Annotated in this window: 20 protein-coding genes; 17 read left to right on the top strand and 3 right to left on the bottom strand. The window is 61.3% G+C overall.

Going from position 1 to position 23,016, the window contains the following annotated elements:
* The first annotated feature begins 10 nt into the window (after nucleotides 1-10).
* On the top strand, nucleotides 11-892 hold the full coding sequence (locus ACQY1J_RS02315) for a dihydrodipicolinate synthase family protein (protein WP_430249203.1): 882 nt from the start codon (nucleotides 11-13) through the stop codon (nucleotides 890-892).
* Nucleotides 893-1,102: 210 nt separating this feature from the next.
* On the opposite strand, the gene ACQY1J_RS02310 is transcribed toward ACQY1J_RS02315, so the two are convergent.
* Nucleotides 1,103-2,002, bottom strand: a complete 900-nt coding sequence (locus ACQY1J_RS02310; protein ID WP_430249201.1) for a LysR family transcriptional regulator — start codon at nucleotides 2,000-2,002, stop codon at nucleotides 1,103-1,105.
* Between the two features lie 115 nt (nucleotides 2,003-2,117).
* Here ACQY1J_RS02310 and ACQY1J_RS02305 point away from each other — a divergent pair, with 115 nt between their 5' ends.
* The gene (locus ACQY1J_RS02305; protein ID WP_430249200.1) at nucleotides 2,118-3,290 is read left to right on the top strand and encodes an L-talarate/galactarate dehydratase; all 1,173 of its coding nucleotides are present in this window, start codon (nucleotides 2,118-2,120) and stop codon (nucleotides 3,288-3,290) included.
* An 11-nt stretch (nucleotides 3,291-3,301) separates the two neighbouring features.
* Here the strand turns inward: ACQY1J_RS02305 and ACQY1J_RS02300 are convergent, their stop codons facing one another.
* Nucleotides 3,302-4,327 (bottom strand): LacI family DNA-binding transcriptional regulator, encoded by a 1,026-nt coding sequence (locus ACQY1J_RS02300; RefSeq protein WP_062577739.1) that lies wholly within the window; start codon nucleotides 4,325-4,327, stop codon nucleotides 3,302-3,304.
* Nucleotides 4,328-4,567: 240 nt separating this feature from the next.
* Between ACQY1J_RS02300 and ACQY1J_RS02295 the strand changes: the two genes are divergently transcribed.
* The 9 genes from ACQY1J_RS02295 (at nucleotide 4,568) to ACQY1J_RS02255 (ending at nucleotide 16,305) form a co-directional block, all read left to right on the top strand.
* A complete protein-coding gene (locus ACQY1J_RS02295) occupies nucleotides 4,568-5,548 on the top strand; it encodes a Bug family tripartite tricarboxylate transporter substrate binding protein (protein ID WP_430249199.1) in 981 nt (326 codons plus the stop codon).
* Between the two features lie 62 nt (nucleotides 5,549-5,610).
* Nucleotides 5,611-6,090 carry a tripartite tricarboxylate transporter TctB family protein gene (locus ACQY1J_RS02290; RefSeq protein WP_430249198.1) on the top strand — a complete coding sequence of 160 codons (480 nt, stop codon included), beginning with the start codon at nucleotides 5,611-5,613 and terminating at the stop codon, nucleotides 6,088-6,090.
* A gap of 51 nt (nucleotides 6,091-6,141) precedes the next feature.
* On the top strand, nucleotides 6,142-7,641 hold the full coding sequence (locus ACQY1J_RS02285; RefSeq protein ID WP_430249974.1) for a tripartite tricarboxylate transporter permease: 1,500 nt from the start codon (nucleotides 6,142-6,144) through the stop codon (nucleotides 7,639-7,641).
* Between the two features lie 49 nt (nucleotides 7,642-7,690).
* Nucleotides 7,691-9,427 (top strand): L-arabinonate dehydratase, encoded by a 1,737-nt coding sequence (araD, locus tag ACQY1J_RS02280; protein WP_430249973.1) that lies wholly within the window; start codon nucleotides 7,691-7,693, stop codon nucleotides 9,425-9,427.
* A gap of 20 nt (nucleotides 9,428-9,447) precedes the next feature.
* Nucleotides 9,448-10,158, top strand: a complete 711-nt coding sequence (locus tag ACQY1J_RS02275; protein WP_430249971.1) for a ribonuclease activity regulator RraA — start codon at nucleotides 9,448-9,450, stop codon at nucleotides 10,156-10,158.
* 363 nt (nucleotides 10,159-10,521) lie between these two features.
* Nucleotides 10,522-12,510, top strand: coding sequence for a BCCT family transporter (locus ACQY1J_RS02270; protein WP_430249970.1), 1,989 nt, complete (start codon nucleotides 10,522-10,524; stop codon nucleotides 12,508-12,510).
* Nucleotides 12,511-12,764: 254 nt separating this feature from the next.
* A complete protein-coding gene (locus tag ACQY1J_RS02265) occupies nucleotides 12,765-14,024 on the top strand; it encodes a DUF2254 domain-containing protein (RefSeq protein ID WP_430249969.1) in 1,260 nt (419 codons plus the stop codon).
* Between the two features lie 164 nt (nucleotides 14,025-14,188).
* Nucleotides 14,189-15,691, top strand: coding sequence for a dihydrolipoyl dehydrogenase family protein (locus ACQY1J_RS02260; RefSeq protein WP_430249967.1), 1,503 nt, complete (start codon nucleotides 14,189-14,191; stop codon nucleotides 15,689-15,691).
* Nucleotides 15,688-16,305, top strand: coding sequence for a CDP-alcohol phosphatidyltransferase family protein (locus ACQY1J_RS02255; protein ID WP_430249966.1), 618 nt, complete (start codon nucleotides 15,688-15,690; stop codon nucleotides 16,303-16,305). The genes ACQY1J_RS02260 and ACQY1J_RS02255 overlap by 4 nt, the downstream gene beginning before the upstream one ends.
* A gap of 17 nt (nucleotides 16,306-16,322) precedes the next feature.
* Here ACQY1J_RS02255 and ACQY1J_RS02250 read toward each other — a convergent pair whose 3' ends face one another.
* The gene (locus ACQY1J_RS02250; protein WP_430249965.1) at nucleotides 16,323-16,931 is read right to left on the bottom strand and encodes an RNA polymerase sigma factor; all 609 of its coding nucleotides are present in this window, start codon (nucleotides 16,929-16,931) and stop codon (nucleotides 16,323-16,325) included.
* 154 nt (nucleotides 16,932-17,085) lie between these two features.
* Here ACQY1J_RS02250 and ACQY1J_RS02245 point away from each other — a divergent pair, with 154 nt between their 5' ends.
* From ACQY1J_RS02245 to ACQY1J_RS02220, 6 genes are all read left to right on the top strand, one after another.
* Nucleotides 17,086-17,877, top strand: coding sequence for a TVP38/TMEM64 family protein (locus ACQY1J_RS02245; RefSeq protein WP_430249964.1), 792 nt, complete (start codon nucleotides 17,086-17,088; stop codon nucleotides 17,875-17,877).
* Nucleotides 17,878-17,912: 35 nt separating this feature from the next.
* Nucleotides 17,913-18,158 (top strand): zf-HC2 domain-containing protein, encoded by a 246-nt coding sequence (locus ACQY1J_RS02240; protein WP_113166147.1) that lies wholly within the window; start codon nucleotides 17,913-17,915, stop codon nucleotides 18,156-18,158.
* A gap of 87 nt (nucleotides 18,159-18,245) precedes the next feature.
* Nucleotides 18,246-19,475, top strand: coding sequence for an ABC transporter substrate-binding protein (locus ACQY1J_RS02235; protein WP_092662806.1), 1,230 nt, complete (start codon nucleotides 18,246-18,248; stop codon nucleotides 19,473-19,475).
* 42 nt (nucleotides 19,476-19,517) lie between these two features.
* Complete coding sequence (locus ACQY1J_RS02230; protein WP_430249963.1) at nucleotides 19,518-21,206, top strand: ABC transporter permease; 1,689 nt, start codon at nucleotides 19,518-19,520, stop codon at nucleotides 21,204-21,206.
* Nucleotides 21,206-21,880, top strand: a complete 675-nt coding sequence (locus ACQY1J_RS02225) for an ATP-binding cassette domain-containing protein (RefSeq protein ID WP_062577766.1) — start codon at nucleotides 21,206-21,208, stop codon at nucleotides 21,878-21,880. The genes ACQY1J_RS02230 and ACQY1J_RS02225 overlap by 1 nt, the downstream gene beginning before the upstream one ends.
* Nucleotides 21,873-22,976, top strand: coding sequence for an FAD-dependent oxidoreductase (locus ACQY1J_RS02220; RefSeq protein ID WP_430249962.1), 1,104 nt, complete (start codon nucleotides 21,873-21,875; stop codon nucleotides 22,974-22,976). The genes ACQY1J_RS02225 and ACQY1J_RS02220 overlap by 8 nt, the downstream gene beginning before the upstream one ends.
* Nucleotides 22,977-23,016 lie beyond the last annotated feature (40 nt).

The raw sequence follows: 23,016 nt of genomic DNA, 5'->3' as shown, positions 1-23,016 counted from the left end.
GAGTAGAATAATGACCAAGAAAGCCTTCGTCGCAATCGTGACGTGCTTCAACGACGACGAGACGATCAACTATGAGGCCACTCGCGCTCAGGTGCGCCGCCAGGTCGCGGCCGGCAACAACATCATGTGCGCCGGCACCAATGGTGATTTTTCGGCGCTCACCCACGGCGAAAAGATCAAGCTGCTCGAAGAAGTGGTCGATGAAGTCGGAGGCAAGGTCGATGTCATCGTGAACGCCGGCATGCCGGCCACTTTCGAAACGCTGCAGCTTGCCAAGGAATTCGACCGGATCGGCGTGACCGGCATCGCCGTTATCACGCCCTTCTTCATCGCCTGCACGCAGGATGGCCTTGTGCGCCACTTCTCGACGGTGGCTGACGCTGTCGACACCCCGGTCTATCTCTACGATATCCCGGCCCGCACCCAGAACCACATCGAGCCGGAAACCGCCCGCAAACTGGCGACCCACGGCAACATCGCCGGCATCAAGGATTCCGGTGGCGCGCAGGAGACGCTCGCCGCCTATCTTCAGGTCTCCAAGGACGTCGAGGGTTTCGAAGTCTATTCCGGACCCGACCATCTGGTGCTCTGGGCGCTGCAGAACGGCGCTGCGGGCTGCATTTCCGGTCTCGGAAACGCCATGCCTGACGTGCTTGCCGGCATCGTCGGCGGATTCAATTCAGGCGATATCGCAGAAGCCGAACGTCAGCAGGACATCTACACCGCTTTCCGCACCGCTCTCTACGCCCACGGCTTCCCGCCGGCCATGGTCAAGCGCGCGCTCTACCTGCAGGACCCCTCCGTCGGCGCCAGCCGCCAGCCGGCGCTGCTGCCAAATGCCGAGCAGGATGCCCGCATCGGCGAAACGCTGAAGACGTTCGGACTGCTGTAAGCAGCGACTGAGATATTGAAGGTCCGGACCGAACCGTGCTGCAGTCATGCAGCGCTGACGGATCCTGATGCTGCGATCAGCTATTCTGGGGCACTCGGCCACGAAGAGTGGAGTCAGGCAGCACGAGGCCCGATTAACATCCAAGACTCGTCCGAGAACTGGATTGGCGAGAGATGGTCCTGAAATCGAGCACCGACTGCCTTTGCAGATCTAGCTGGAGAGATCACGCACTGCGGAGCTTCCAACAAGAGCGCGAATCTCCGGCAATAGGGGATTGCGGTTTTCGCTGCTCCATATGGCATGCAGTTCCGCGATGCATTCCTGCCTGAGGTCGAGCGGGCGGAAGACGACGTTGTCGAAGCATGCGTGGCGGGTTGCCGCGGGGACGATGGCGAGGCCGATGCCGGCGCTGACCAGCGACAGGATGGCCTGTGAATGGGTCATGCTCTGGACGATGTGGGGCGTGATGTTGTTGTCGGTCATCAATGCGGCGAGCTTTTCGTGCAGATAGCGGGCCTGGGGTGAGAACATGATGATCGGTTCGCCATTCAGCGCCTCCAGCGTGGGCCTTCGCCTTGATGCCAGCGGGTGTGCCCGCGGGATGGCCAGCATCATCGGTTCCCGCACAACGCACAGGCTTTGCAATTGATGCGTGCCGGAAAGCGGGCGGGAAAAGCCGAGGTCGACATCGCCGCGATTGATCGCCTGCAACTGTTCGGCCGTTTCCATCTGTACCAGGTCGAGTTCGATCTGCGGCGTAAGCGTCCGGGCGGCTGATATGAAGTGCGGCAGAAAGCCGTAGGTTGCGGCGCCGACGAAAGCGATCCGGATGGAGCCGGCGCTGCCGCGGGCGGCGCGGCGTGTTGCCGTTATTGCTGCATCACCTTGTGCCAGAAGCTTTTGCGCTTCGGCGAGAAACGCGAGGCCCGCCGGGGTCAGCGTGACGCGCCGGCTGTTGCGCTCGAAGAGCGTCACGTCGAGTTGCTGTTCCAGCAGCCTGATCTGCCGGCTGAGTGGCGGCTGGGTCATGTTCAACTGCCTCGCGGCGCGGCTGAAATTGAGTTCCGACGCGACAGCGACGAAGGATTTCACCTGAACCATATCGAGCATCTATTCAATTCCTGTATCGCTGAGCGACAATCTTCGGTTTGGACTTAAATGGATCGGACGCGTATTCGTCAAGCAGGACGCTCCTTGCGGGCGCAGGACAGGAGGAGTTGGAGACATGGACGCGCAAATGGAAAAGAAGACTGCATCGCAGGCCGCCGTTGAGGCGGATAGCATCGCCTGGATCAAGCTGTCTTCGGTCTTCCTGCCGCTGAAGACACCGATCAGTGATGCGAAGGTGCTGACCGGGCGGCAACGCCCGCTCACCGAAGTGGCGTTCCTGTTTGCCGAGATCGAGACGAAGCATGGCCATTCCGGTATAGGGTTCAGCTATTCCAAGCGCGCCGGAGGACCTGGCCAGTACGAGCATGCCAAGGAAATTGCCGATGTGCTGATTGGCGAGGATCCGAACGATATCGGCAAGCTGTGGAACAAGCTGTGCTGGGCGGGGGCATCGGTTGGGCGCAGCGGGCTTGCGGTGCAGGCGATCGCGGCTTTTGATGTGGCGCTGTGGGACCTCAAGGCCAAGCGCGCAGGACTGCCCCTCGCAAAACTGCTGGGAGCGCATCGCGATAGCGTGCAGTGTTACAATACGTCCGGTGGATTTCTCTCTTCTCCGATCGAGGAGGTTCTCGAGAATGTCGAGCAGTCGATCGCGGCGGGTATCGGCGGTATCAAGATCAAGGTCGGCCAGCCGGATATGGCGAACGATCTGAAACGTGTGGCGGCCGTGCACGAGCGTATCGGCGAGCGGGCGGCGATGATGGTCGATGCCAACCAGCAATGGGATCGCCCGACCGCCATGCGCTTCGGCCGGCTGATGGAGCCCTATCACCTGACGTGGATCGAGGAGCCGCTGGATGCCTATGACGTCGAGGGGCATGCCGCGCTTGCCGCCCAGTTCGATACGCCCATCGCCACCGGTGAGATGCTCACAAGTGTGCTGGAGCATGTGGCACTGATCCAGAACAATTCGGTCGATTTCATCCAGCCGGACGCCCCGCGAGTGGGCGGCATCACACCGTTTCTGAAGATCTGTGCGCTGGCCGAGACAAAGAAACTCCAGCTCGCCCCGCATTTCGCCATGGAGATCCATCTGCATCTTGCCGCAGCCTACGAGCTGGAGCCGTGGGTGGAGCATTTCGACTGGCTCGATCCGCTGTTCAACGAACGGCTCGAGATCAGAGATGGGCGCATGCTGGTACCAAACCGTCCGGGCCTCGGGATCACGCTTTCGGAACAGGCTGCCCACTGGACACGCGGCACGGCGGAGTTCGGCAAGCGGGCCTGAGGCACTGAGACTCAGGCGGTTCCACGGACAACGATGTGAAAATCGATATTGATCATCGCTTCCACATCCTTGCCGCCAGCAATCTTTCTGAGGATCGACTGGGCCGCTTTGGTTCCGATATCGCGGCGATCGATGCGCACGGTGGTCAGCGGCGGGTGGGTGTGAGGCGCAAAGTCGAAATCACCGAACCCGACAATGGCAAGTTCGTCCGGCATGCGGCATCCGCGGGCGTAAGCTTCCGCCAGTGCCCCGTGGGCAACCACGTCCGACGAGCAGAAGACCCCGAGAGTTCCCTTTCCGCGATCGAGAAGCTGCGCCATCGCCAGCCTTCCGTCGCGGAAGGTGGAGGGCGAATTCATTTCCAGGTCCGGCAGTTCGACATCGGCGACGCCTCTCAGGCGGCTGACGAAACCATCGCGGCGCTGGACGGCGCGGGGATCGTTGGCGCCGACCTGTGCGTAACGGTCATATCCCCGGATGAGAAGATGCTCGGCAACCAGTGCGCCGACAGCGGCATGCGAAAACCCGACGGCAGTATCAAGCGGCGAGGGTGTCGAATCCCAGATCTCGACGATTGGTAGGCCGGCGCCCGTCAGCATCGCCCGGGTTTCCTTGAGATGTGTGATGCCGGTAAGGATCACGCCATCGGGCCGGCGAGCGAGAATGGCTCGGGTCAGTTCCAGTTCGCGCGCTGGCTCATAGCCGGAGAGGCCGAGCAGAAGCTGATAACCGGCAGAGACCAGTTCGGCATTGAGGCCCTCGATCGTTTCGGCAAAGATGGTGCTGGCCACAGAGGGAACGATCGCGGCGATGAGCCTGGTCCTTCGGGAAGCAAGGCCGCCCGCGAGAAGATTGGGCACATAGCCCGTCCTCGCAATGACTTTCTCGATCGCCTCCAGCGTTCGTGGTTTGACCAGAGCGGGCGTGTTGATGGCACGGGACACAGTGACAGGCGAGACCCCTGCGAGCTTCGCGATATCGGCAAGTGTCACCGGGCTGTTGCTCGTCATGCGCTTGCTATTGAAATCGTCTGTCATCGTGAACGTCCCTCTCAAAATGAGTTACGCTTTCATTTTAGAACTAATCAAGTGCGAATAGGATAAATTGTACTGTCAGGTGCGTATCAATCTGATTCCAAACAATTTAAAATTCGCTCTTCGAGGTTGCGGTTGGAGATTTTGACGATAGAATGAAAGCGCTTCCATTTCTTCGGGAGGAGGATTTCGAAGAGTGGTTTAATGGGACCGGCCAGATACCGGACAAGTGGAGGAAGTATTATGAACCTCAAGCGTTTGATGACGCTGGCGGCCGCTACGGCCGCGATATCTGTGGCCGGCGTGACGGGTAGCCGCGCACAGGACTATCCGACAAAGACCGTGACCGTCGTCGTTCCCTTTGCGGCCGGCGGCAATACTGACACATTCGGCCGTCTCGTCGCGGAAGAACTCGACAAGCGGTTGGGCCAGCGTTTCATCGTTGAGAACAAGCCAGGTGCGGGAGGCAATATCGGCCTTGGCGATCTCGCCCGCTCCAAGCCCGATGGCTACACGATCGGCATGGGCACAGTGAGCTCAAACGCGATCAACCAGACACTTTACAAAAACCTTCCTTACGACCGGGAAAAGGGCTTTTCGCCGATTTCGCTGATCGCCAGCCTGCCAAACGTGCTCGTCGTCAACCCGGACAAGATCAAGGCGAACACTGTCGAGGAACTGGTCGCGTTCCTGAAAACGGAGCCCGGCAAGCATACCTACGCTTCATCAGGTGTCGGCACATCGATCCATCTTGCAGGTGAGCTGCTCGCGACAAAGACCGGCATCAAGATCACGCATGTGCCCTACAAGGGCAGCAGCCAGGCCATCCTGGACGTTGTCGCCGGACATGTGGATATGATGTTCGACAATATTCCCACTGCCGCACAGCAGGTAAAGGCCGGCAAGGTGAAGGCGTTGGCCGTCACCAGCCTGGAAAAGGCCAATCTGCTCGCTGACGTGCCGACCATGGCAAGCGTCATCCCCGGCTTCGAGGCTACCTCGTGGCACGGGCTCTTTGCTCCTCCCGGCACGCCGCCGGAAATCGTCGAAAAGCTCAGCAAGGAAGTGCAGGCGATCGTTGCCGATCCCGCGATGAAGGCAAAGCTCGAAGCGATGGGCGTGACGCCTGTCGGCAATACGTCGGTCGAGTTCCAGGCTTTCATCGACAAGGAAACGGCGAAGTGGGCCGAAGTCATCAAGACCGCCAACGTGCCCTTGCAGTGAGACAATCTGCCGGCCGGGTCTAGTCTCCGGCCGGCACATCTTTCACACCTGAGTATCAAGCCATGCTGAAAATTAGAAACGGCCGCGACTTCGTCGGCGGCGTGACGATGATTTGCGCCGGACTTCTGTTCATCTGGTTCGGCCGCGAGCTCGCAGTCGGTACCTCGTTCCAGATGGGCCCCGGCTATTTCCCGACCATGCTGAGCCTGCTCCTGATGGGGATCGGTGGGCTGATCAGCGTGCAGGCGATGATGGTCGGCGTCGAGGAGAGCGAGCCGGAGGTCTGGAACTGGAAGGCCTATGCCCTGGTGATTGCGGCGCCGGTCGGCTTCGGCCTGTTGCTCTCGGGCCTTGGTCTTGCGCCTACGATGTTCCTCATGATCGTCGGGGTCGCGACCGCAAGCCGATACGCAAACTGGCGGCACTCGATCCTGCTCGGGCTGTTTCTCGCGGTCTGTTCGTCTCTGCTTTTCACAAAACTCCTTTCGCTTCCTGTCAGCGCCTTCGGCCCATGGGTGCCCTTCATCGGCGAACTCATCTGACGCCCGCATCTGAAGCCTTAGGGCAGCCGACGAAACCGGATTGGATTGCATATGGATCTCTTTTCTAACCTCTGGCTCGGCGCCTCGACCGCCTTCATGCCGATGAACCTGCTCTACGGGTTTGTCGGCTGTCTCTTGGGCACCGCAATTGGCGTGCTGCCCGGTCTCGGGCCGACGGCCACGATCGCCATGCTTTTGCCGATCACCTTCGGACTGCCGCCCGAATCCGCCCTCATCATGCTGGCCGGAATCTTCTACGGCGCCCAGTATGGCGGCTCGACGACGGCTGTGCTCATCAACCTTCCCGGCGAAAGCTCGTCCGTCGTCACCGCCATCGACGGTTACCAGATGGCCCGAAACGGCCGCGCCGGAGCAGCGCTTGCAACCGCGGCCCTCGGATCCTTCTTCGCCGGCACGGTCGCGACGATCCTGCTTGCGGTCGCAGCACCGCCGCTTGCTGCCGTCGCCCTCAATTTCGGGCCGGCGGAATATTTCTCGCTGATGGTTCTCGGCCTCGTCGCGTCCGTCGCGCTTGCCAGCGGATCGCTGCTCAAGGCATTCGCGATGATCGTGTTCGGACTGATCCTCGGCACGGTCGGGACAGACGTCGAGAGCGGAACGCCGCGCTATGTCTTCGACATTCCGGAACTCTATGACGGACTGAATTTCGTCGCCGTCAGCATGGGCATATTCGGCATCTGCGAAATCCTGCGCAATCTGGAAAGCGAGCAGGAACGCTCGGTCGGCATCAAGAAGGTAACCGGCCTGATGCTGACCAAGGAGGATTTCAAGCGGATTATCGCGCCGGTCCTGCGCGGCACGGCACTCGGCTCCTTCCTTGGCGTGCTGCCGGGTGGTGGGGCGATGCTGGCATCGTTTGCCTCTTACGCCGTGGAAAAACGGATCTCTCCGAACCGGGCCGAATTCGGCAAAGGGGCGATCGAGGGTGTGGCTGCGCCGGAAGCGGCCAACAATGCCGGCGCGCAGACCTCGTTCATCCCCATGTTGACGCTCGGCATTCCCGGCAACCCGGTGATGGCACTGATGGTTGGAGCAATGATCATCCAGGGCATCACACCCGGCCCGAACGTCATCTCCGACGAGCCGGAACTGTTCTGGGGCATGATCGTCTCGATGTGGTCGGGCAATCTGATGCTCGTGATCCTCAACCTGCCCCTGATCGGGCTCTGGGTGCGGATGCTGACGGTCCCCTATCATTTGCTGTTTCCGGCCATCATCGGTTTCTGCTGCATCGGTGCCTACAGCATCAACAACAGCGTGTTCGACGTCTTCGTCATGGCAGGCTTCACCGTGGTCGGTTTCGCCCTCAGCAAGATGCGCTTCGAACCGGCACCGCTGCTGCTCGGTTTCATTCTCGGACCGATGCTGGAGGAAAACCTGCGGCGCGCGATGCTGATCAGCCAGGGCGACCCGTCGATCTTCGTGCGCAGCCCGCTCAGCCTGTCGCTGCTGATCTTCGCCGTCGCCGTCCTCGCGCTCGTTCTGGCGCCGAGCATCAGCCGCAAACGCGAAGAGGCGTTTACCGAATAAGCGATCATCGTGATCTTGGAAGAGTGCCCTCGCGGCACGGGAGTTTGGAATGGCAGGCAGGAAGACTTACGAAGAACTGCGCTCGGCGCGCTGGATGATGCCGGATGATCAGCGGTCGTTCGGACATCGGTCGCGAACGATGCAGATGGGCTATGCACCGGAAGACTGGGAAGGCCGGCCGATCATCGCGATCATCAACACCTGGTCGGATGCGCAGCCCTGCCACATGCATTTTCGTGAGCGTGTGGAATGGGTAAAGCGCGGCGTGCTGCAGGCGGGCGGGTTCCCGATGGAGCTGCCGGCGCTGTCGCTTTCTGAAAATTTCGTCAAGCCGACCACGATGCTTTACCGCAACATGCTGGCCATGGAGACGGAAGAGCTTCTGCGCTCGCACCCGGTCGATGGCGCCGTGCTGATGGGCGGTTGTGATAAAACCACGCCGGGACTGGTGATGGGCGCGGTATCGATGGGCGTTCCCTTCATCTACCTGCCGGCCGGACCCATGCTGCGCGGCAATTATGCAGGCAAGGCGCTGGGGTCGGGCACGGACGGGTTCAAATACTGGGACGAGCGACGGGCCGGCACGATCTCCAAGGAGGAATGGCAGGGGATCGAGGGCGGTATCGCTCGAAGCTACGGTCACTGCATGACGATGGGCACGGCCTCCACGATGACGGCGATCGCCGAAGGCATGGGGCTGACGCTGCCCAACGCATCTTCCATTCCGGCCGCAGATGCCAACCACCAGCGCATGTCGGCCACCTGCGGGCGGCGGATCGTCGAGATGGTGTGGGAGGATCTGACGCCGGACAAGGTGATCACACAGGCCGCCGTCAACAATGCCGTGACAATCGCGATGGCGACAGGGTGTTCGACCAATGCGATCATTCACCTGATCGCCATGGCGCGCCGGGCCGGCGTTCCGCTGGAACTCGACGACCTCGACAGGATCGGCCGCACCACGCCCGTCATTGCCAATATCCGCCCATCCGGCAGCACCTATCTGATGGAAGACTTCTTTTATGCTGGCGGCCTCAGGGCCCTGATGAAGCAACTTGGCGACAAGCTCGATCCGACGGCGATCACGGTCACCGGACTGCCGCTGACCGAAGGGCTGGATCAGGTGAAGATCTACAACGAGGACGTCATTCGGCCGCTCGACAATCCGGTCTATCATGAGGGTTCTCTCGCCGTGCTGAAGGGCAACCTTTGCCCTGATGGAGCGGTGATCAAGCCCGCCGCCTGCGATCCCAAATTCCACAAGCACCGCGGCCCGGCACTGGTGGCGGACAGCTATGCCGAATTGAAGACGATCATCGACGACCCGGATTATCCGCTGACGCCGGAAACCGTGCTGGTCCTGCGCAATGCCGGGCCTCAAGGCGGGCCGGGCATGCCGGAATGGGGCATGATCCCGATGCCGAAGGCACTTCTGAAGCTTGGACTGCGCGATATGGTGCGGATTTCCGATGCACGCATGTCGGGCACGAGTTTCGGCGCCTGCGTGTTGCATGCCTCGCCTGAAGCCTTCGTCGGCGGTCCGCTGGCTCTCCTGAAGACCGGTGACATGGTGGAACTCGATATTCCGGCGCGCAGCCTCAACATGCTGGTCTCGGCCGAAGAGCTCGACGCGCGTCGAGCCGCCTGGGTGGCGCCGGAACCGCGCTATGAACGGGGCTATGGCTTCATGTTCACCAAACACATCGAGCAGGCCGACAAGGGCTGCGACTTCGATTTCCTGAAGACGGACTTCGGCGCCAAGGTGACCGAGCCGGCGATCAACTGAGCAAGCATCAAGGAGAAACTATGAACCCCGCAACCCGTGACAAACTGATGGGCGTCTCCGTCGCGACGCTCTGCTCGGCGCTCTACAAGCGTGGCCTCAGGAACCAGACGATCCAGGACGTGCGGCCGGTCAAGCCGAAGGGGCGCAACATGGTGGGGCCCGCTTTTACGCTGCGCTACATGCCGGCGCGCGAGGACCGCAATCCCATAACGGTGTTCCGCAACCCGCAGCATCCGCAGCGCCACGCGATCGAGACCTGCCCTCAGGGGCATGTGCTTGTGATGGACAGCCGAAAGGATGCGCGTGCAGCGTCCGCCGGCGATATCCTCATTACCCGCCTGATGGTGCGCGGCGGGGCAGGGGTCGTGACCGATGGCGGCTTTCGTGACGCGATGGTGATCGGCGAACTGGACATTCCCGCCTATCATCACCGGCCGTCCAGCCCGACGAACCTGACCCTGCACGAGGCGATCGACATCAACGTGCCGATCGGCTGCGGCGACGTCGCCGTATTCCCGGGCGATATCGTGGTCGGCGACGACGACAGTGTCATCATCATCCCGCTGGAAATCGCCGACGACATCGCAGACGAGGCGGTCGAGATGACGGCCTACGAGGATTTTGTCGCCGAACGGGTCAAGGCCGGCCACACGATCATCGGCCTGTATCCCGCCACGGACGAGAACAATTTGTCGATCTTTGCCGAATGGAGAAAGGCGAATGGTCGATGAGGGGATGGAGGTCGGGGTCCAGGGTGATGGTCGGCCAAGACCTCTGGAGAAGGCGCTTGCGGAGCTATTTTGCCCTACCACGATGATCGATGGTTGCCGCGCGTTTCAACGCCTCACCGGAGGCCGACATACGCTGTTCGCGAGTAACGACGGCCAAGCTGGAGCACGATTGCAAACTTCGGTCTCGTATCATGTCTCGCCGTCATGGTCGAAGAATGGACATTTGCGATAGGCATCGGCTTGCGTCGTCATTGTGGACTTTTCAGGAGCGCCGCCTAGTTTCCGTGAAAAGCGGCCGGATTGGGGCGGGATCGTCCGTCCCAATGATCCGCAAGTCGGAGCGCAGGAGGACAAATCCGCGGTATGAAAAGTTTTGTCATCAACCCCCCGGTTTTCTACGGCTCAGTCATCGTCATCGGTCTGTTTCTGGTGGTCGGCATCGCCATACCCGGGCAAGCGGGCGCTTTTTTTGGCGCCGTACAGGCATCGATCCTCGGCGCGTTCGGCTGGTTCTATCTGCTTTCCGTCGGCATATTTCTCGCATCCGTCCTGCTGCTCTGTTTTGGCCGCTTCGGACAGCTCAAGCTTGGTCCGGATGATTCCGTTCCCGATTTCCGCTTCCTGTCGTGGATCGCCATGCTGTTTGCCGCCGGCATGGGGATCGGCCTGATGTTCTACGCCGTCGGTGAACCGATGACGCATTTCATGGCGCCGCCGACGGCCGAGCCGCGTTCGGTCGCAGCCATGCGCGAAGCAATGACCGTGACCTTCTTCCATTGGGGGATCCACGCCTGGGCAATCTACGCCGTTGTCGGCCTGTCGCTTGCCTATTTCGGCTATCGCTACAACCTGCCGCTGACAATCCGTTCCGGCCTCTATCCGCTTCTCAAAAACCGTATCGATGGTCCGATCGGTCACGCGGTGGATATCTTTGCGATTGTCGGCACGATGTTTGGGATCGCCACGTCGCTCGGTGTCGGCGTCTCGCAGATCAATGCGGGTCTCAACCATCTTCTCGGCGTTCCGATCGGCATCGCTGTGCAGTTGCCGTTGATCGCAGTCGTGACCGCGATGGCGACAGTGTCGGTCGTGACCGGCCTCGACAAGGGCGTCCGCATCCTGTCGGAAACCAACCTTATCGTTGCCATCCTGTTGATGATATTCGTTCTCGTGGTTGGTCCGACCAGCCTGTTGTTTCGGGATTTCGTGCAGAACCTCGGTCTCTATTTCGACACGCTGGTCCTGCGCACATTCAACATCTACGCCTATGAGCCGACGCCCTGGGTTGATGCCTGGACCTTGTTCTACTGGGCCTGGTGGATTTCCTGGTCGCCCTTCGTCGGCATGTTCATCGCCCGCATTTCCCGCGGCAGAACGGTGCGTGAATTCGTCGTCGCCGTCCTCTTTATTCCCGCCGGGTTCACCTTCTTCTGGATGACGGTGTTTGGCAATACGGCGATGTTTATCGATACCGGCATCGCCAACGGTGCTCTCGGCGCGGCTATCGCCAATGACGTCTCAGTCGGGCTGTTCCGGTTCTTCGAGTATCTGCCGCTGCCGGCAATTACCTCGACGCTCGCGGTTCTGCTGGTGTCGATCTTCTTCATCACCTCGGCAGATTCGGGTGCGCTGGTCGTGGACTCCATTGCAGCCGGCGGCGAGACGAACACGACAACAGGACAGCGGGTTTTCTGGTGCGTTATGGAAGGTTTCGTGGCGGGGTGCCTGCTGCTCGCCGGTGGCCTGACAGCGCTGCAATCTGCCACTGTCGCCAGCGCGCTGCCGTTTGCCGTGATCATGCTCGGTCTTGTCCTTTCGCTGTATCTGGGCATGCGAGAGGACCTTGCACAGCGCGATGCGCACAACGGCGCCACCCTTCCGGCTGCCCAGCCGGCATCCGGGCAGACCTGGCAGCGGAGACTGGCCCTGATGCTGGCCACCGCGACCGAAGCCGATGTCCGTCGCTTCATCAACACGCATGTGCGTCCAGCCCTTGATCAGGTCGCGCAGGAACTGACCTCCAGGGGACGGCATGCGCAGGTGGTCGATGACCCGGACGGAGCGATCGTCCTGCGCTCACCCGCACAAGATGTTCGTGACTTTGTCTACGGTGTCACACCCACAAAGCAGCGCGTCGCGAGTTTTACGCCTGTGCGGGCCGGAGAGCCTGAGTTTCGCTTCGAGGCACGAACCTATTTCTCGAGCGGCAATCGCGGGTATGACGTGATGGGGATGTCGCGCGATCAACTCATCAGCGACGTCCTGGCACAGTTCGAACGCTATCTTCACCTGGTGCATTCGCCGGAGTTTCAGCTGGTCCACAGTGCTCCAGAACATCCATCCGGAATATAGCTGTTATGGAGGGCGGCCTCGTTGCAAGGCGCGCCTGTTACCATAACAGGTCCGACGCTCAACGTAGCGGAAGGCGGTCTGTTCGCAGACGCTTGATCAGAGGTCCCGCGACGTGGGTTGAGCTCCAAAGCGGACACCAACTGTCGCGGCAGACTGACGAGCGACCTCATTAATCCCAACTTGGCAGGCAAAGGCGTACACCTGAGACGTCGACAAGAGACGGCCCGCGATGAGCCAGAAGAGTGAGAATACCGATGACATCACGCTGGGTTTGGCTTTTGTCGAAACTGGTCCGGAAAATCTGGTTTCGGGCAAGTCTGTTTTCCATCCTTGCCATTATCACCGCACTTGTCGCCATCGTCGCCAGTCCGTTCATTCCGGATGATCTTCCGACGAAGATTGGCGCTGACGCTGTCGATAATATACTAGGCATCATTGCCTCAAGTATGCTGACAGTCACGACATTCTCTCTCAGCACGATGGTCTCGGCCTATTCGGCTGCAACCAGCAACGTCACGCCCCGCGCGACCACGCTGGTCATGGAGGACAGCACGACGCAGAACGTGCTCGCGACCTTCATCGGCTCCTTTCTCTTCAGTCTTGTCGGGATCATCGCGTTGAGCACCGGCGCCTACGGCGACCGCGGCCGCGTCGTTCTCTTTGTTGTGACAGTTGCCGTGATTGTGCTGATTGTCGTCACGCTCTTGCGTTGGATCGACCACCTTTCCAGGCTCGGGCGTGTCACAGAAACGACCGAGAGAGTGGAAAAGGTCACCATAGAGGCGATGCGGTCCCGGCGTAAGCAACCGTATCTCGGCGGAAGCCGGTTAAGCGCTGCAGAGACCATTCCGGCCACGGCGAGACCGGTCTTTGTCGATCGGATAGGGTACGTGCAGCACCTTGATACCGGCGCCCTTTCCGGCATCGCAACCGACGCGAAAGCGCAGATATACATTCACATGATTCCGGGTCAGTTTGTTGATCCGTCGACGCCGGTTGCGTGGATCGACGGCGCCGATGACGCCGAGGAGACAACGGCAATCTCCCGCTGTTTCACGGTGGGCGATACCAGGTCCTATGATCAGGACCCGCGATTTGGCGCTGCAGTTCTGTCGGAGATTGCGTCTCGCGCCCTTTCGGCAGCCACCAACGATCCCGGTACGGCGATCGATGTTCTCACGCGGACAGTGCGCGTTCTGGCTGTCTGGAACGAAACGACAGGGGAGGATGAGCATGAAGTGCCGTATCCAAATGTCTACGTGCCGGCGATCAGCCTTGACGAACTGTTTGATGATCTCTTCACACCGATCGCGCGGGACGGCGCCGGCGTTGTCGAAGTCGGGCTGAGATTGCAGAAAGTGCTGCGAATTCTCGCGACGTTTGAACATGATCGCTATCGCGAAAATGCCTTACGCCACTCGAGGGAGGCCCTTGAGCGGGCCAAACATGGACTGACTTTGCCGGCGGATTTCGAGCGCGTAAAAGCCGCGGCAGAGGCGGTTGGGGGATTGTAGCTGCGGTTGTTCAAGCGTGACGAGCGAAGCCAGCATCGCGTAATAGCGCTGTTCTGAAGGGAAAATCCATTCATCACAGGAAATCTTGATGAAGCCTTGTAACAATGTGGATTCCTGCGCGTCTTCCTGAAGCAACGTATATTGCGGGTGGAAAGACGAAATCTATGGACCAGAACGAGGGCTTTTCCCGATCCACCTGGACGCGGCCGAAGCGTTTCGATCGCAACCTGGTGGTCATTGGCGCCGGATCCGCTGGGCTGGTGTCGGCCTATATCGCTGCCGCCGCCAAGGCGAAGGTGACGCTGGTCGAGGCGAACAAGATGGGCGGCGATTGCCTGAACTATGGCTGCGTCCCTTCGAAGGCCCTGATCAAGAGCGCAAAGGTGGCGCACCAGATGCGCCATGCGGACCATTATGGCCTGGAGCCGGTCGAGCCGAAGGTGCCTTTTTCTGCGGTGATGGAGCGGATCCACAAGGTGATCGCCGAAATCGAGCCGCATGACAGCGTCGAACGCTATACGGGGCTCGGCGTCGACGTCCTGCAAGGCTACGCAAAGCTGATCGATCCCTGGACGGTGGAAATTTCCCTGAACGAAGGCGGCACGCAGCGTCTGACGACGCGCGCGATCATCATTGCGACCGGCGCCCGGGCCTTTGTGCCCCCGATACCGGGCCTCGCCGAAATTGGCTATCTCACATCCGATACCATGTGGGAGCGGCTCCGCGATCGCCCTTCTGTGCCGCAGAGGCTCGTCGTTTTGGGCGGAGGGCCGATCGGCTGCGAGCTGGCGCAGAGTTTTGCTCGACTTGGCTCCGAGGTCACGCAGATCCAGATGGCACCACGGCTGATGATGCGTGAGGACGATGATGCGGCCAGGGTCGTCGAAGCCTCGATGAAGGCGGACGGCGTCAATGTGCTGACGAGCCACAAGGCGGTCGCCTGTGGGGCGGATGGCGGTGAAAAATGGATCGAGGTCGAAAAGGACGGGGCTAGGTTCCGCATCGGCTTCGACGAGATCATCGTCGCGGTCGGACGCGCCCCGCGGCTGAAGGGGTTCGGGCTCGAGGATCTCGGCATTAAGGTCGATCGTGTGGTGGAGACCAACGAATACCTCCAGACCCTTCATCCGAACATTCTCGCCGCCGGCGATGTGGCAGGGCCCTACCAGTTTACCCATGTCGCCGGACATCAGGCCTGGTTTGCCGCTGTCAATGCGCTGTTCGGTGATCTCAAGCGCTTCAAGGCTGATTACTCAGTCATTCCGTGGGCGACCTTCACCGATCCAGAAGTGGCGCGGGTGGGCTTGTCCGAGACCGAGGCAAAGGAGACGAAGATACCGCATGAGGTCACGCGTTTTGGCTTGGACGATCTCGATCGCGCGATCGCCGATGGGGCCGCCCGTGGCTTCGTCAAGGTGCTGACCGTGCCGGGCAAGGACAAGATCCTGGGTGCAACCATTGTCGGCGAGCACGCCGGCGACTTGCTTGCAGAATTCGTCTTCGCCATGAAACATGGCCATGGGCTCGGCAAGATCCTCGGCACGATCCATATCTACCCGACGCTGGCAGAGGCCAACAAGATGGTGGCAGGCCAGTGGCGCCGCAATCACATCAACGGGTTTCTGCTCTCGCTGCTTGAACGCTTCCAGACCTGGAGGCGCGGATGATCGACGCCAAGATCCTGCCGCTGCAGAAGGCAGTACTGCAGCCCGTCGCTGCATTTCTGGCCCATCGTGGGGTTCGTGCAGATCAGATCAGCCTCGTTGGTTTCGGGGGCGGGCTCGGCGCCTTCGCCGCTCTCTGCCTCGGCTACTTTTGGGTGGCGCTTCTGCTGATCCTTGTGAACCGGGCGCTGGACGGGCTCGATGGTGCGGTTGCCCGCCTGCATGGTCCGACGGATCGTGGCGCGTATCTCGACATCGCGCTCGACATGGTCTTCTACGCGCTGATCCCGCTCGGTTTCGCGGTTGCGGTGCCCGAGATCAATGCGCTGCCCGCAGCGGTGCTGATCGTGTCCTTCGTCGGCACAGGCTCGTCCTTCCTCGCCTTTTCGGCGGTTGCGGCGAAACGCGGCCGCGAGGCCCCGGAATTTCCCACCAAGGGCATCTACTACGCTGGCGGTCTCGCCGAAGGCTTCGAGACGATCGCGGTCTTCATCGCCATGTGCCTCTTGCCTTGGCATTTCCCGCTGATTGCCTATGGATTTGCCGCGCTTTGCTGGGTGACGACCGTCATCCGCTGGCGCCAGGGCTGGGTCGCCTTTTCCGGAGATGATCGATGAGCCACGCCGTGTCCCTCTCAGAGATCCGCATTCAGCCGGTCAAGCGCGTTGCGCACCGTCAGCCGCGCTCGGTGCAGAAGTACCCGCATATTGCCCTCGGAAATGTCGAGAAGGGTGCCGACCTCCGCCGGATCGAGCTCCTGCTGGCCGCGCAGGATCAGCACCGCGCGCTGCGCCTGCGGCAGCGTTTCGATGACGGCTTCCACATGCTGCAGAACGCTTCGACCCTCGACATGGCGTTCCGGCGTCAGATTTTCCCAAAGTGCGGGCATGGTGCGCCAGTGGCCGCGCCCGTCGAACGCGTCGTTGAGGGTGCCGTCGACACCAAAATCGTCGAAGGACACCGTGCGGCCTTCGCGTCTGGCGCGGCTGCGCGCCTTGTTGATCAGGATAGTGTAGATCCAGCTTGCAAGCGATCCGCGCCCTTCGAAGAGATCGATGCGGTCGAGCACTGTGACCCAGGTGTCCTGCGCGACGTCTTCCGCGATGACACGCGAGCGGACGATGCCGTTGCAAAGACGGATCATCGCGGCATTGTGCCGGCGATAGAGCATTTCGAACGCTGCCGCATCCCCGTCGGCGAGACGCAGCGCCAGAGCCCGATCATCACCTTCCACCTGCGCCATGCTGCCCCCAGCCTCAGCTCAGGCGTCATTAGCAAAACAATCGCCTTCAAAGTCCAGCCGCATTCGATCCTATCAAGCCATAGTGACCATGGGGGATCTGTCGCGCCGGTACATCCGATCCCACAAGGCATGCCGCAGCTTCACGGAAACCGCCATGATTGACAGCCGTTCCCCACAACACGGCGCGCCGCCGGATGACGAGCCCGCCACCTCGAAGGGCGCTGTCGGCAAAGGTAGCAGGTGGCGTTATACGCCCGTGGTCCTCGTCATCACCGGCCTCGCACTCGGCTATGTCTTCGGCCTGCAGGACTATCTCAGCCTCAAATTTCTTGCCGAACAACGGCAGGCCTTGAGGAGTTACGTCGACGCCAATGTCCTCTGGTCGGCGGTCATCTTCCTGCTCGTCTATACCGCGGCCGTCGCCTTCTCGTTTCCGGCAGCGTCCGTGCTGACCATCTTCGGTGGTTTCCTCTTCGGCTGGATGATCGGGGGGGCGCTGGTGGCCGTTGGTGCCACGGTCGGTGCGGCGATCCTGTTCCTCGCCACGCGCTCGGCCTTCGGCGATTTTCTGCGCCACCGGGTCGATGGCGTCATCAAGAAAATGTCGGACGGTTTTCGGGAGAACGCCTTCGGTTATCTTTTCGTCATCCGGCTCGCTCCGGTCTTTCCCTTCTTTGTCGTCAACATCGCGGCCGCCTTGTTCGACATCAGCCTCGGGCGGTTCATAGCCGCCACGTTCTTCGGCATCCTGCCCGGCACTTTCGCCTATGCCTATCTCGGCCAGGGAGTTGACAGTGTGCTGGTCGCCGCGCAGGCGAGCGGAAGGCAAGCGCAGATTTCGGATCTCGTGACGCGCGATATCACGCTCGCTTTCTTCGCGCTGGCGCTGGTAGCGCTGATCCCGACGCTCGTGCGACAGATCCGCAAGCGCAGGAGTTCGCAATGAGCGTTCACTTTACCACATCCGGGGAGGGCTGAGCCATGTTTCGATGCAGTGAAGTGGTCGAGCGCTCGAGCCTTCTGATCGACGGCGATCTCGGCTTCTGGCCGCGGCTCAACATCAAGCTCCACCTGGCGATTTGCCGGGGATGCCGGGCCTTCGTCGAACAGATGCGCATCACCCATGATCTGACTGCAATGGCGGGCGCCCTGCATGATCTGGCACCAAGCGAGGAGATTGCGGCCGCGCTCGCGCGACGAAAAATGGGTCCCGGCAAGAAAGCATGAAACCCGGCGCATCTCGAAGACGTAATTCAAACAGGAGCCGCAGCGCGTCAGCGTCAGGCGGTCGACTTTCAGGGAGTAGGGCACAGAATGCGATTGATGACAGGGATTTTCGCCGCCGCTTTGATGGCAGCCACAAGTAGCTTTCCGGCGAAAGCCGCCGGCCCCGAGCTTTCCGACTGGGCAGCCGTCGAGAAGGCAGCAACCGGCCAGACGGTCTATTTCAACGCCTGGGGCGGCTCGGAAAACATCAACGCCTATCTCGAATGGGTGGGCGCCGAGATGCAGTCACGCTACGGGGTGAGCGTGGTGCAGGTGAAGCTCGAGGATACCGCAAGCGCGGTCGCCAAGGTGATCGCCGAGAAAGCCGCCGGCAAGAATGACGGCGGCTCGGTCGATCTCATCTGGATCAACGGCGAAAACTTCGTCTCGATGAAGCAGCAAGGGCTGCTCCTCACCCCCGGCTGGGCAAGCTCGCTGCCCAACTGGGCCTATGTCGATGTCGAAAACCAGCCGACCATCCTCACAGATTTCACCGAGCCGACAGAGGGCCTTGAAAGCCCCTGGGGTGGCGCGAAGATGGTTTTCTTCCATGACAGCGCGCGCACCGAAGCCTTCGCCATGCCGGACAACGCGACTGCGCTTCTCGATTGGGCGAAGAAGAACCCAGGCCGGTTTTCCTATCCGGCCCCACCGGACTTCAGCGGCTCGTCCTTTCTGAAACAGGTTTTGAGCGAGGTGATCGCCGACCCCTCCAAACTGGCGAAGCCGGTCAGCGAAGAGACTTTTAACGCTGATGTCGAGCCGCTCTTTGCCTATCTCGACCAGTTGCATCCGGCAGCCTGGCGTTCGGGCAAGACATTCCCGCAGAACTATTCGGATATGAAACAGAAGCTGGCCGACGGCGAACTGGACATCATCTTCGCCTTCAATCCGTCGGAAGCCTCTGCCGGGATCAAGGCCGGCGAACTGCCCCAGACCGTGCGCTCCTTCACCTTCTCCAAAGGCACGCTCGGCAACACCCATTTCGTCGCCATTCCCTACAATGCCAATGCGAAGGAGGGGGCGCTGGTGACGGCGAACTTCCTCATCTCGCCTGAAGCGCAGCTTCGCAAGCAGGACCCGACTTATTGGGGTGATCCGACCGTTCTCGCCATGTCAAAACTGCCGGAGCCGGATCGTGCCGCCTTCAAAGCGCTCGACCTCGGCGCAGCCACCCTTGCGCCGGACAAGCTCGGCCCCGTGATTGCCGAGCCGCATGCGAGCTGGATGGAGCGCATCGAGGTCGAATGGCGCCGGCGCTACGCCAGCGGAAACTGAGCTGTGACAGCCCAGGCGACCGATCGCTCCTTTTTGAACGGAATGACCGCACTTCTTCCGAGGAGTGCGGTTGCCGTCACGCTTAGCCTTCTGGTCCTGCCGATCACTTTCGGGCTCCTCGGCACGTTGCTGCCGGCCTTCGGCTATCTGCCCGCACTCGGCGGACATGACCTCAGCCTGCAACCCTTTCGAGATCTTGCGGCGACACCGGGTCTGCCAACAGCGGCAGTCTTGAGTGTAGCAACCGGCCTCGCCGCCACCCTGATTTCTCTCGGCATCACGCTGATCTTCGTTGCGAGTTACGCCGGCACACCGACGCTGTCACGCCTGCAGCATCTGCTGTCGCCTCTCCTGGCCGTGCCCCATGCGGCGGCCGCTTTCGGGCTCGCCTTCCTGATCGCGCCATCGGGTTTCCTTATTCGCCTCGTCGCGCCTCTCTTTGGCATTGATCGGCCGCCGGACATTCTTATCCCGCATGACCCGATGGGGCTGACGATGATCGCGGGCCTCGTGATCAAGGAAACACCGTTCCTGTTTCTGGTCACGTTGGCGGCCCTGCCGCAGGTGGAGCTTTCCGCTGCGCGAAGGCTTGCAGCCTCCTTCGGTTATGGGCGTATTGCGGGCTTCGTCTACCTGCTCTGGCCGTCGCTTTACCGGCAGATCCGTTTTGCCGTCTATGCCGTCATCGCCTACTCGTCCTCGGTCGTGGATGTGGCGCTGATCCTTGGTCCCAACCTGCCCGGCACGCTCGCGACCCGGCTCGTCCAGTGGATGAACGATCCGGATCTGTCCGTGCGTTTCCTCGCCTCGGCCGGTGCCGTCCTGCAACTGGGCGTCACCCTGGCAGGATTGCTCTTGTGGTTGATGCTGGAGCGGGTCGCTGCGGTCCTGCTCCGCGCATCGCGGGACAGGGGATGGCGGTTCGTTCGCGACCAGTTCCTGCGCCGGGCCTCGATCCTGGTCGTCGGCCTGATCGGCGGAGCCGTCTTCGCAGGCCTCGCCATTCTGGCCATCTGGTCTCTCGCCGGTCTTTGGCAGTTTCCCGATATCCTGCCGCAGAGTTTTACGCTAAGGAGCTGGATGAGTGCCCTGCCGCGCATTGGCGATCCGCTCGTAACGACACTGGTGACAGGTCTCGCCTCGACGCTGCTGGCCATCCTGCTGACCATCGGCTGCCTGGAGCGGGAGATTCAGACGGGACGCCGCGTGAGCCAGAAGGCGCTGTTGATGCTCTACCTGCCGCTGATCGTGCCGCAGATCACCTTCGTCTTCGGCCTGCAGCTGCTTTTCATCGGCAGTGGTGGCGGCGATTACAGGCTGACAGCCCTCGTGCTCGTCCACCTGGTTTTTGTGCTGCCTTATGTCTTCCTCTCGCTCGCCGATCCCTGGCGCGCGCTCGACCGTCGCTACGAGATCATTGCGACAGCACTCGGCCGGTCACGGCTGTCGGTGCTCGTGTCTATCCGCCTGCCGATGCTGATCCGTCCGATCCTGACAGCGCTTGCCCTTGGCTTTGCCGTCTCGGTTGGGCAGTATCTGCCAACCCTCCTGATCGGGGAGGGGCGGCTCTCGACCATCACCACGGAGGCCGTCGCTCTAGCCTCCGGCAACAATCGCCGTGTCATCGGAGTCTATGCCCTGCTGCAGACCATCCTGCCTTTCCTCGCCTTCGTGCTCTTCGCGCTGATCCCCGCAGCGCTCCACCGCAACCGCCGGGATATGAGGGTCTGATGATCGTCCAGCGACAGCCGACCAATGGCCTCTCCCTCTCGAATGTGTTGATCCGTCTGGGTGATGTCAGCCTGATTGCGCTGACCGCGGACGTTCCTCCCGGTTCAGTCGTCACCGTCATGGGACCTTCGGGATCGGGCAAATCCACCTTGCTGTCCTTCATCGGCGGGTTTCTCGATCCTGTATTCGACGCCAAAGGGACCGTCTTTGTCGATGGTGTCGATCTCCTGTCGCTGGAGCCGCAAGCCCGTCGCGCCGGGATCCTGTTCCAGGACCCGCTGCTCTTCCCGCATATGTCTGTTGGCGCCAATGTCGCCTTCGCCATTCCGGCAGATGTGCGAGATCGCCGCCAACGCCGGCAGATCGCGGCAGACATTCTCGCCGACATGAACCTTGCAGATTTTGCGGATCGGGACCCGGCCACGCTCTCCGGCGGGCAAAAGGGCAGGGTGGCGCTTGCTCGCGTTCTCGTCTCCCGGCCGAGATTGCTGCTTCTCGACGAGCCCTTCTCCAAGCTCGATATGGAGTTGCGCGCCCAGATGCGAACCCTCGTGTTCGAGCGTGCAAGAACCGCCGGCCTGCCGGTCATTCTTGTCACCCATGACGAAGCGGATGCCGAGGCCGCTGGCGGTCCCGTTCATCGTATTGGCATGAAGGGAGCAGCTCATGACTGAGGCGAACGCGAAAATCCCGGTCGTGCTTCTCGGTGGTGGCCACGCCCATGTCGAGGTGGTGCGCCTGTTGGGGCAGATGGGTCTCGGCGCGCAGATCACGCTGGTTTCGCCATCGCGCTATGCGCCTTATTCCGGCATGCTTCCGGGCCATATCTCGGGGGAATACGGTTTCGACGATTTCCACATCGATCTGGCGACCTTGTGCGCGCGCTCTCGCGTCACCTTTGCCGAAACCACGGCGACCGCTATCGACCCGGAACGCCGCGTCGTCTTTACTGCGAGCGGCCAAAGCCTCGGCTACGGTCTGCTCTCGATCGATATAGGCTCCACCCCTATACTGACCGAAGGCATATCGGCCGGCATCTCCGTAAAGCCGATCGCAAGCTTTGCCGATCGCCTTGCCCGGCTCGATGCGCTGGCCGCAGAAGGACGGCTCTCAACGCTCGCGGTCGTAGGGCAGGGGGTGGCAGGCGTCGAGGTCGCCTTTGCGCTCAGACGCCGGTTTGCCGGACGAGACATCCGCATAACCCTCGTCGGTCGGGCAGCGGAGCTGGTTCCGGAGCGCAGTCGGCGGGCGCGGCATTTGTTGGAGCGGGAATTGCGAAGGGCGGCCATCGCCCATCACCCCGCGTTCGATGTCGTCGCTTTCCACGACGCTGAACTCATCGCCCGCGATGGGCGGCGGCTCGCAGCAGATCAGGTCATCTGGACGACGTCGAGCGGCGCACCAGGCTTCTTGCGCGAGACCGGCCTTCTCCTCGACCAAAACGGTTTCATTCGCGTGGATGATACGCTGCGATCCCTGTCGCATCCGGATGTCTTCGCTGCCGGCGACGTTGCATCTCTGCCGAGCCCCCGTCCAAAGGCCGGCGTGTTTGCCGTGCGGCAAGGACCGGTTCTGGCCGAGAACATCCGCCGCAGCCTCTGCGGAGAAGCCCCGCTTTCTTATCAACCGCAACGGCAATGGCTGGCACTGATCTCTCTCGCCGACGGGCGGGCCATTGCCGACAAGTGGAACATAGCCGTGGCCGGCCGCTGGGTGGCCAAGTGGAAGCATCGCATCGACAGCCGCTTCATGCGGAAATATCAGGAGTGAAGCGGCCGCCTTATAGCTATTTCTCGAAGCGAGCCCATTC

Source organism: Neorhizobium sp. DAR64860/K0K1 (assembly GCF_050500205.1).
Classification (GTDB): Bacteria; Pseudomonadota; Alphaproteobacteria; order Rhizobiales; family Rhizobiaceae; genus Neorhizobium; species Neorhizobium soli.
Note: the sequence above shows the minus strand (reverse complement) of the source record. Positions and strands in the feature narration are given on the sequence as shown.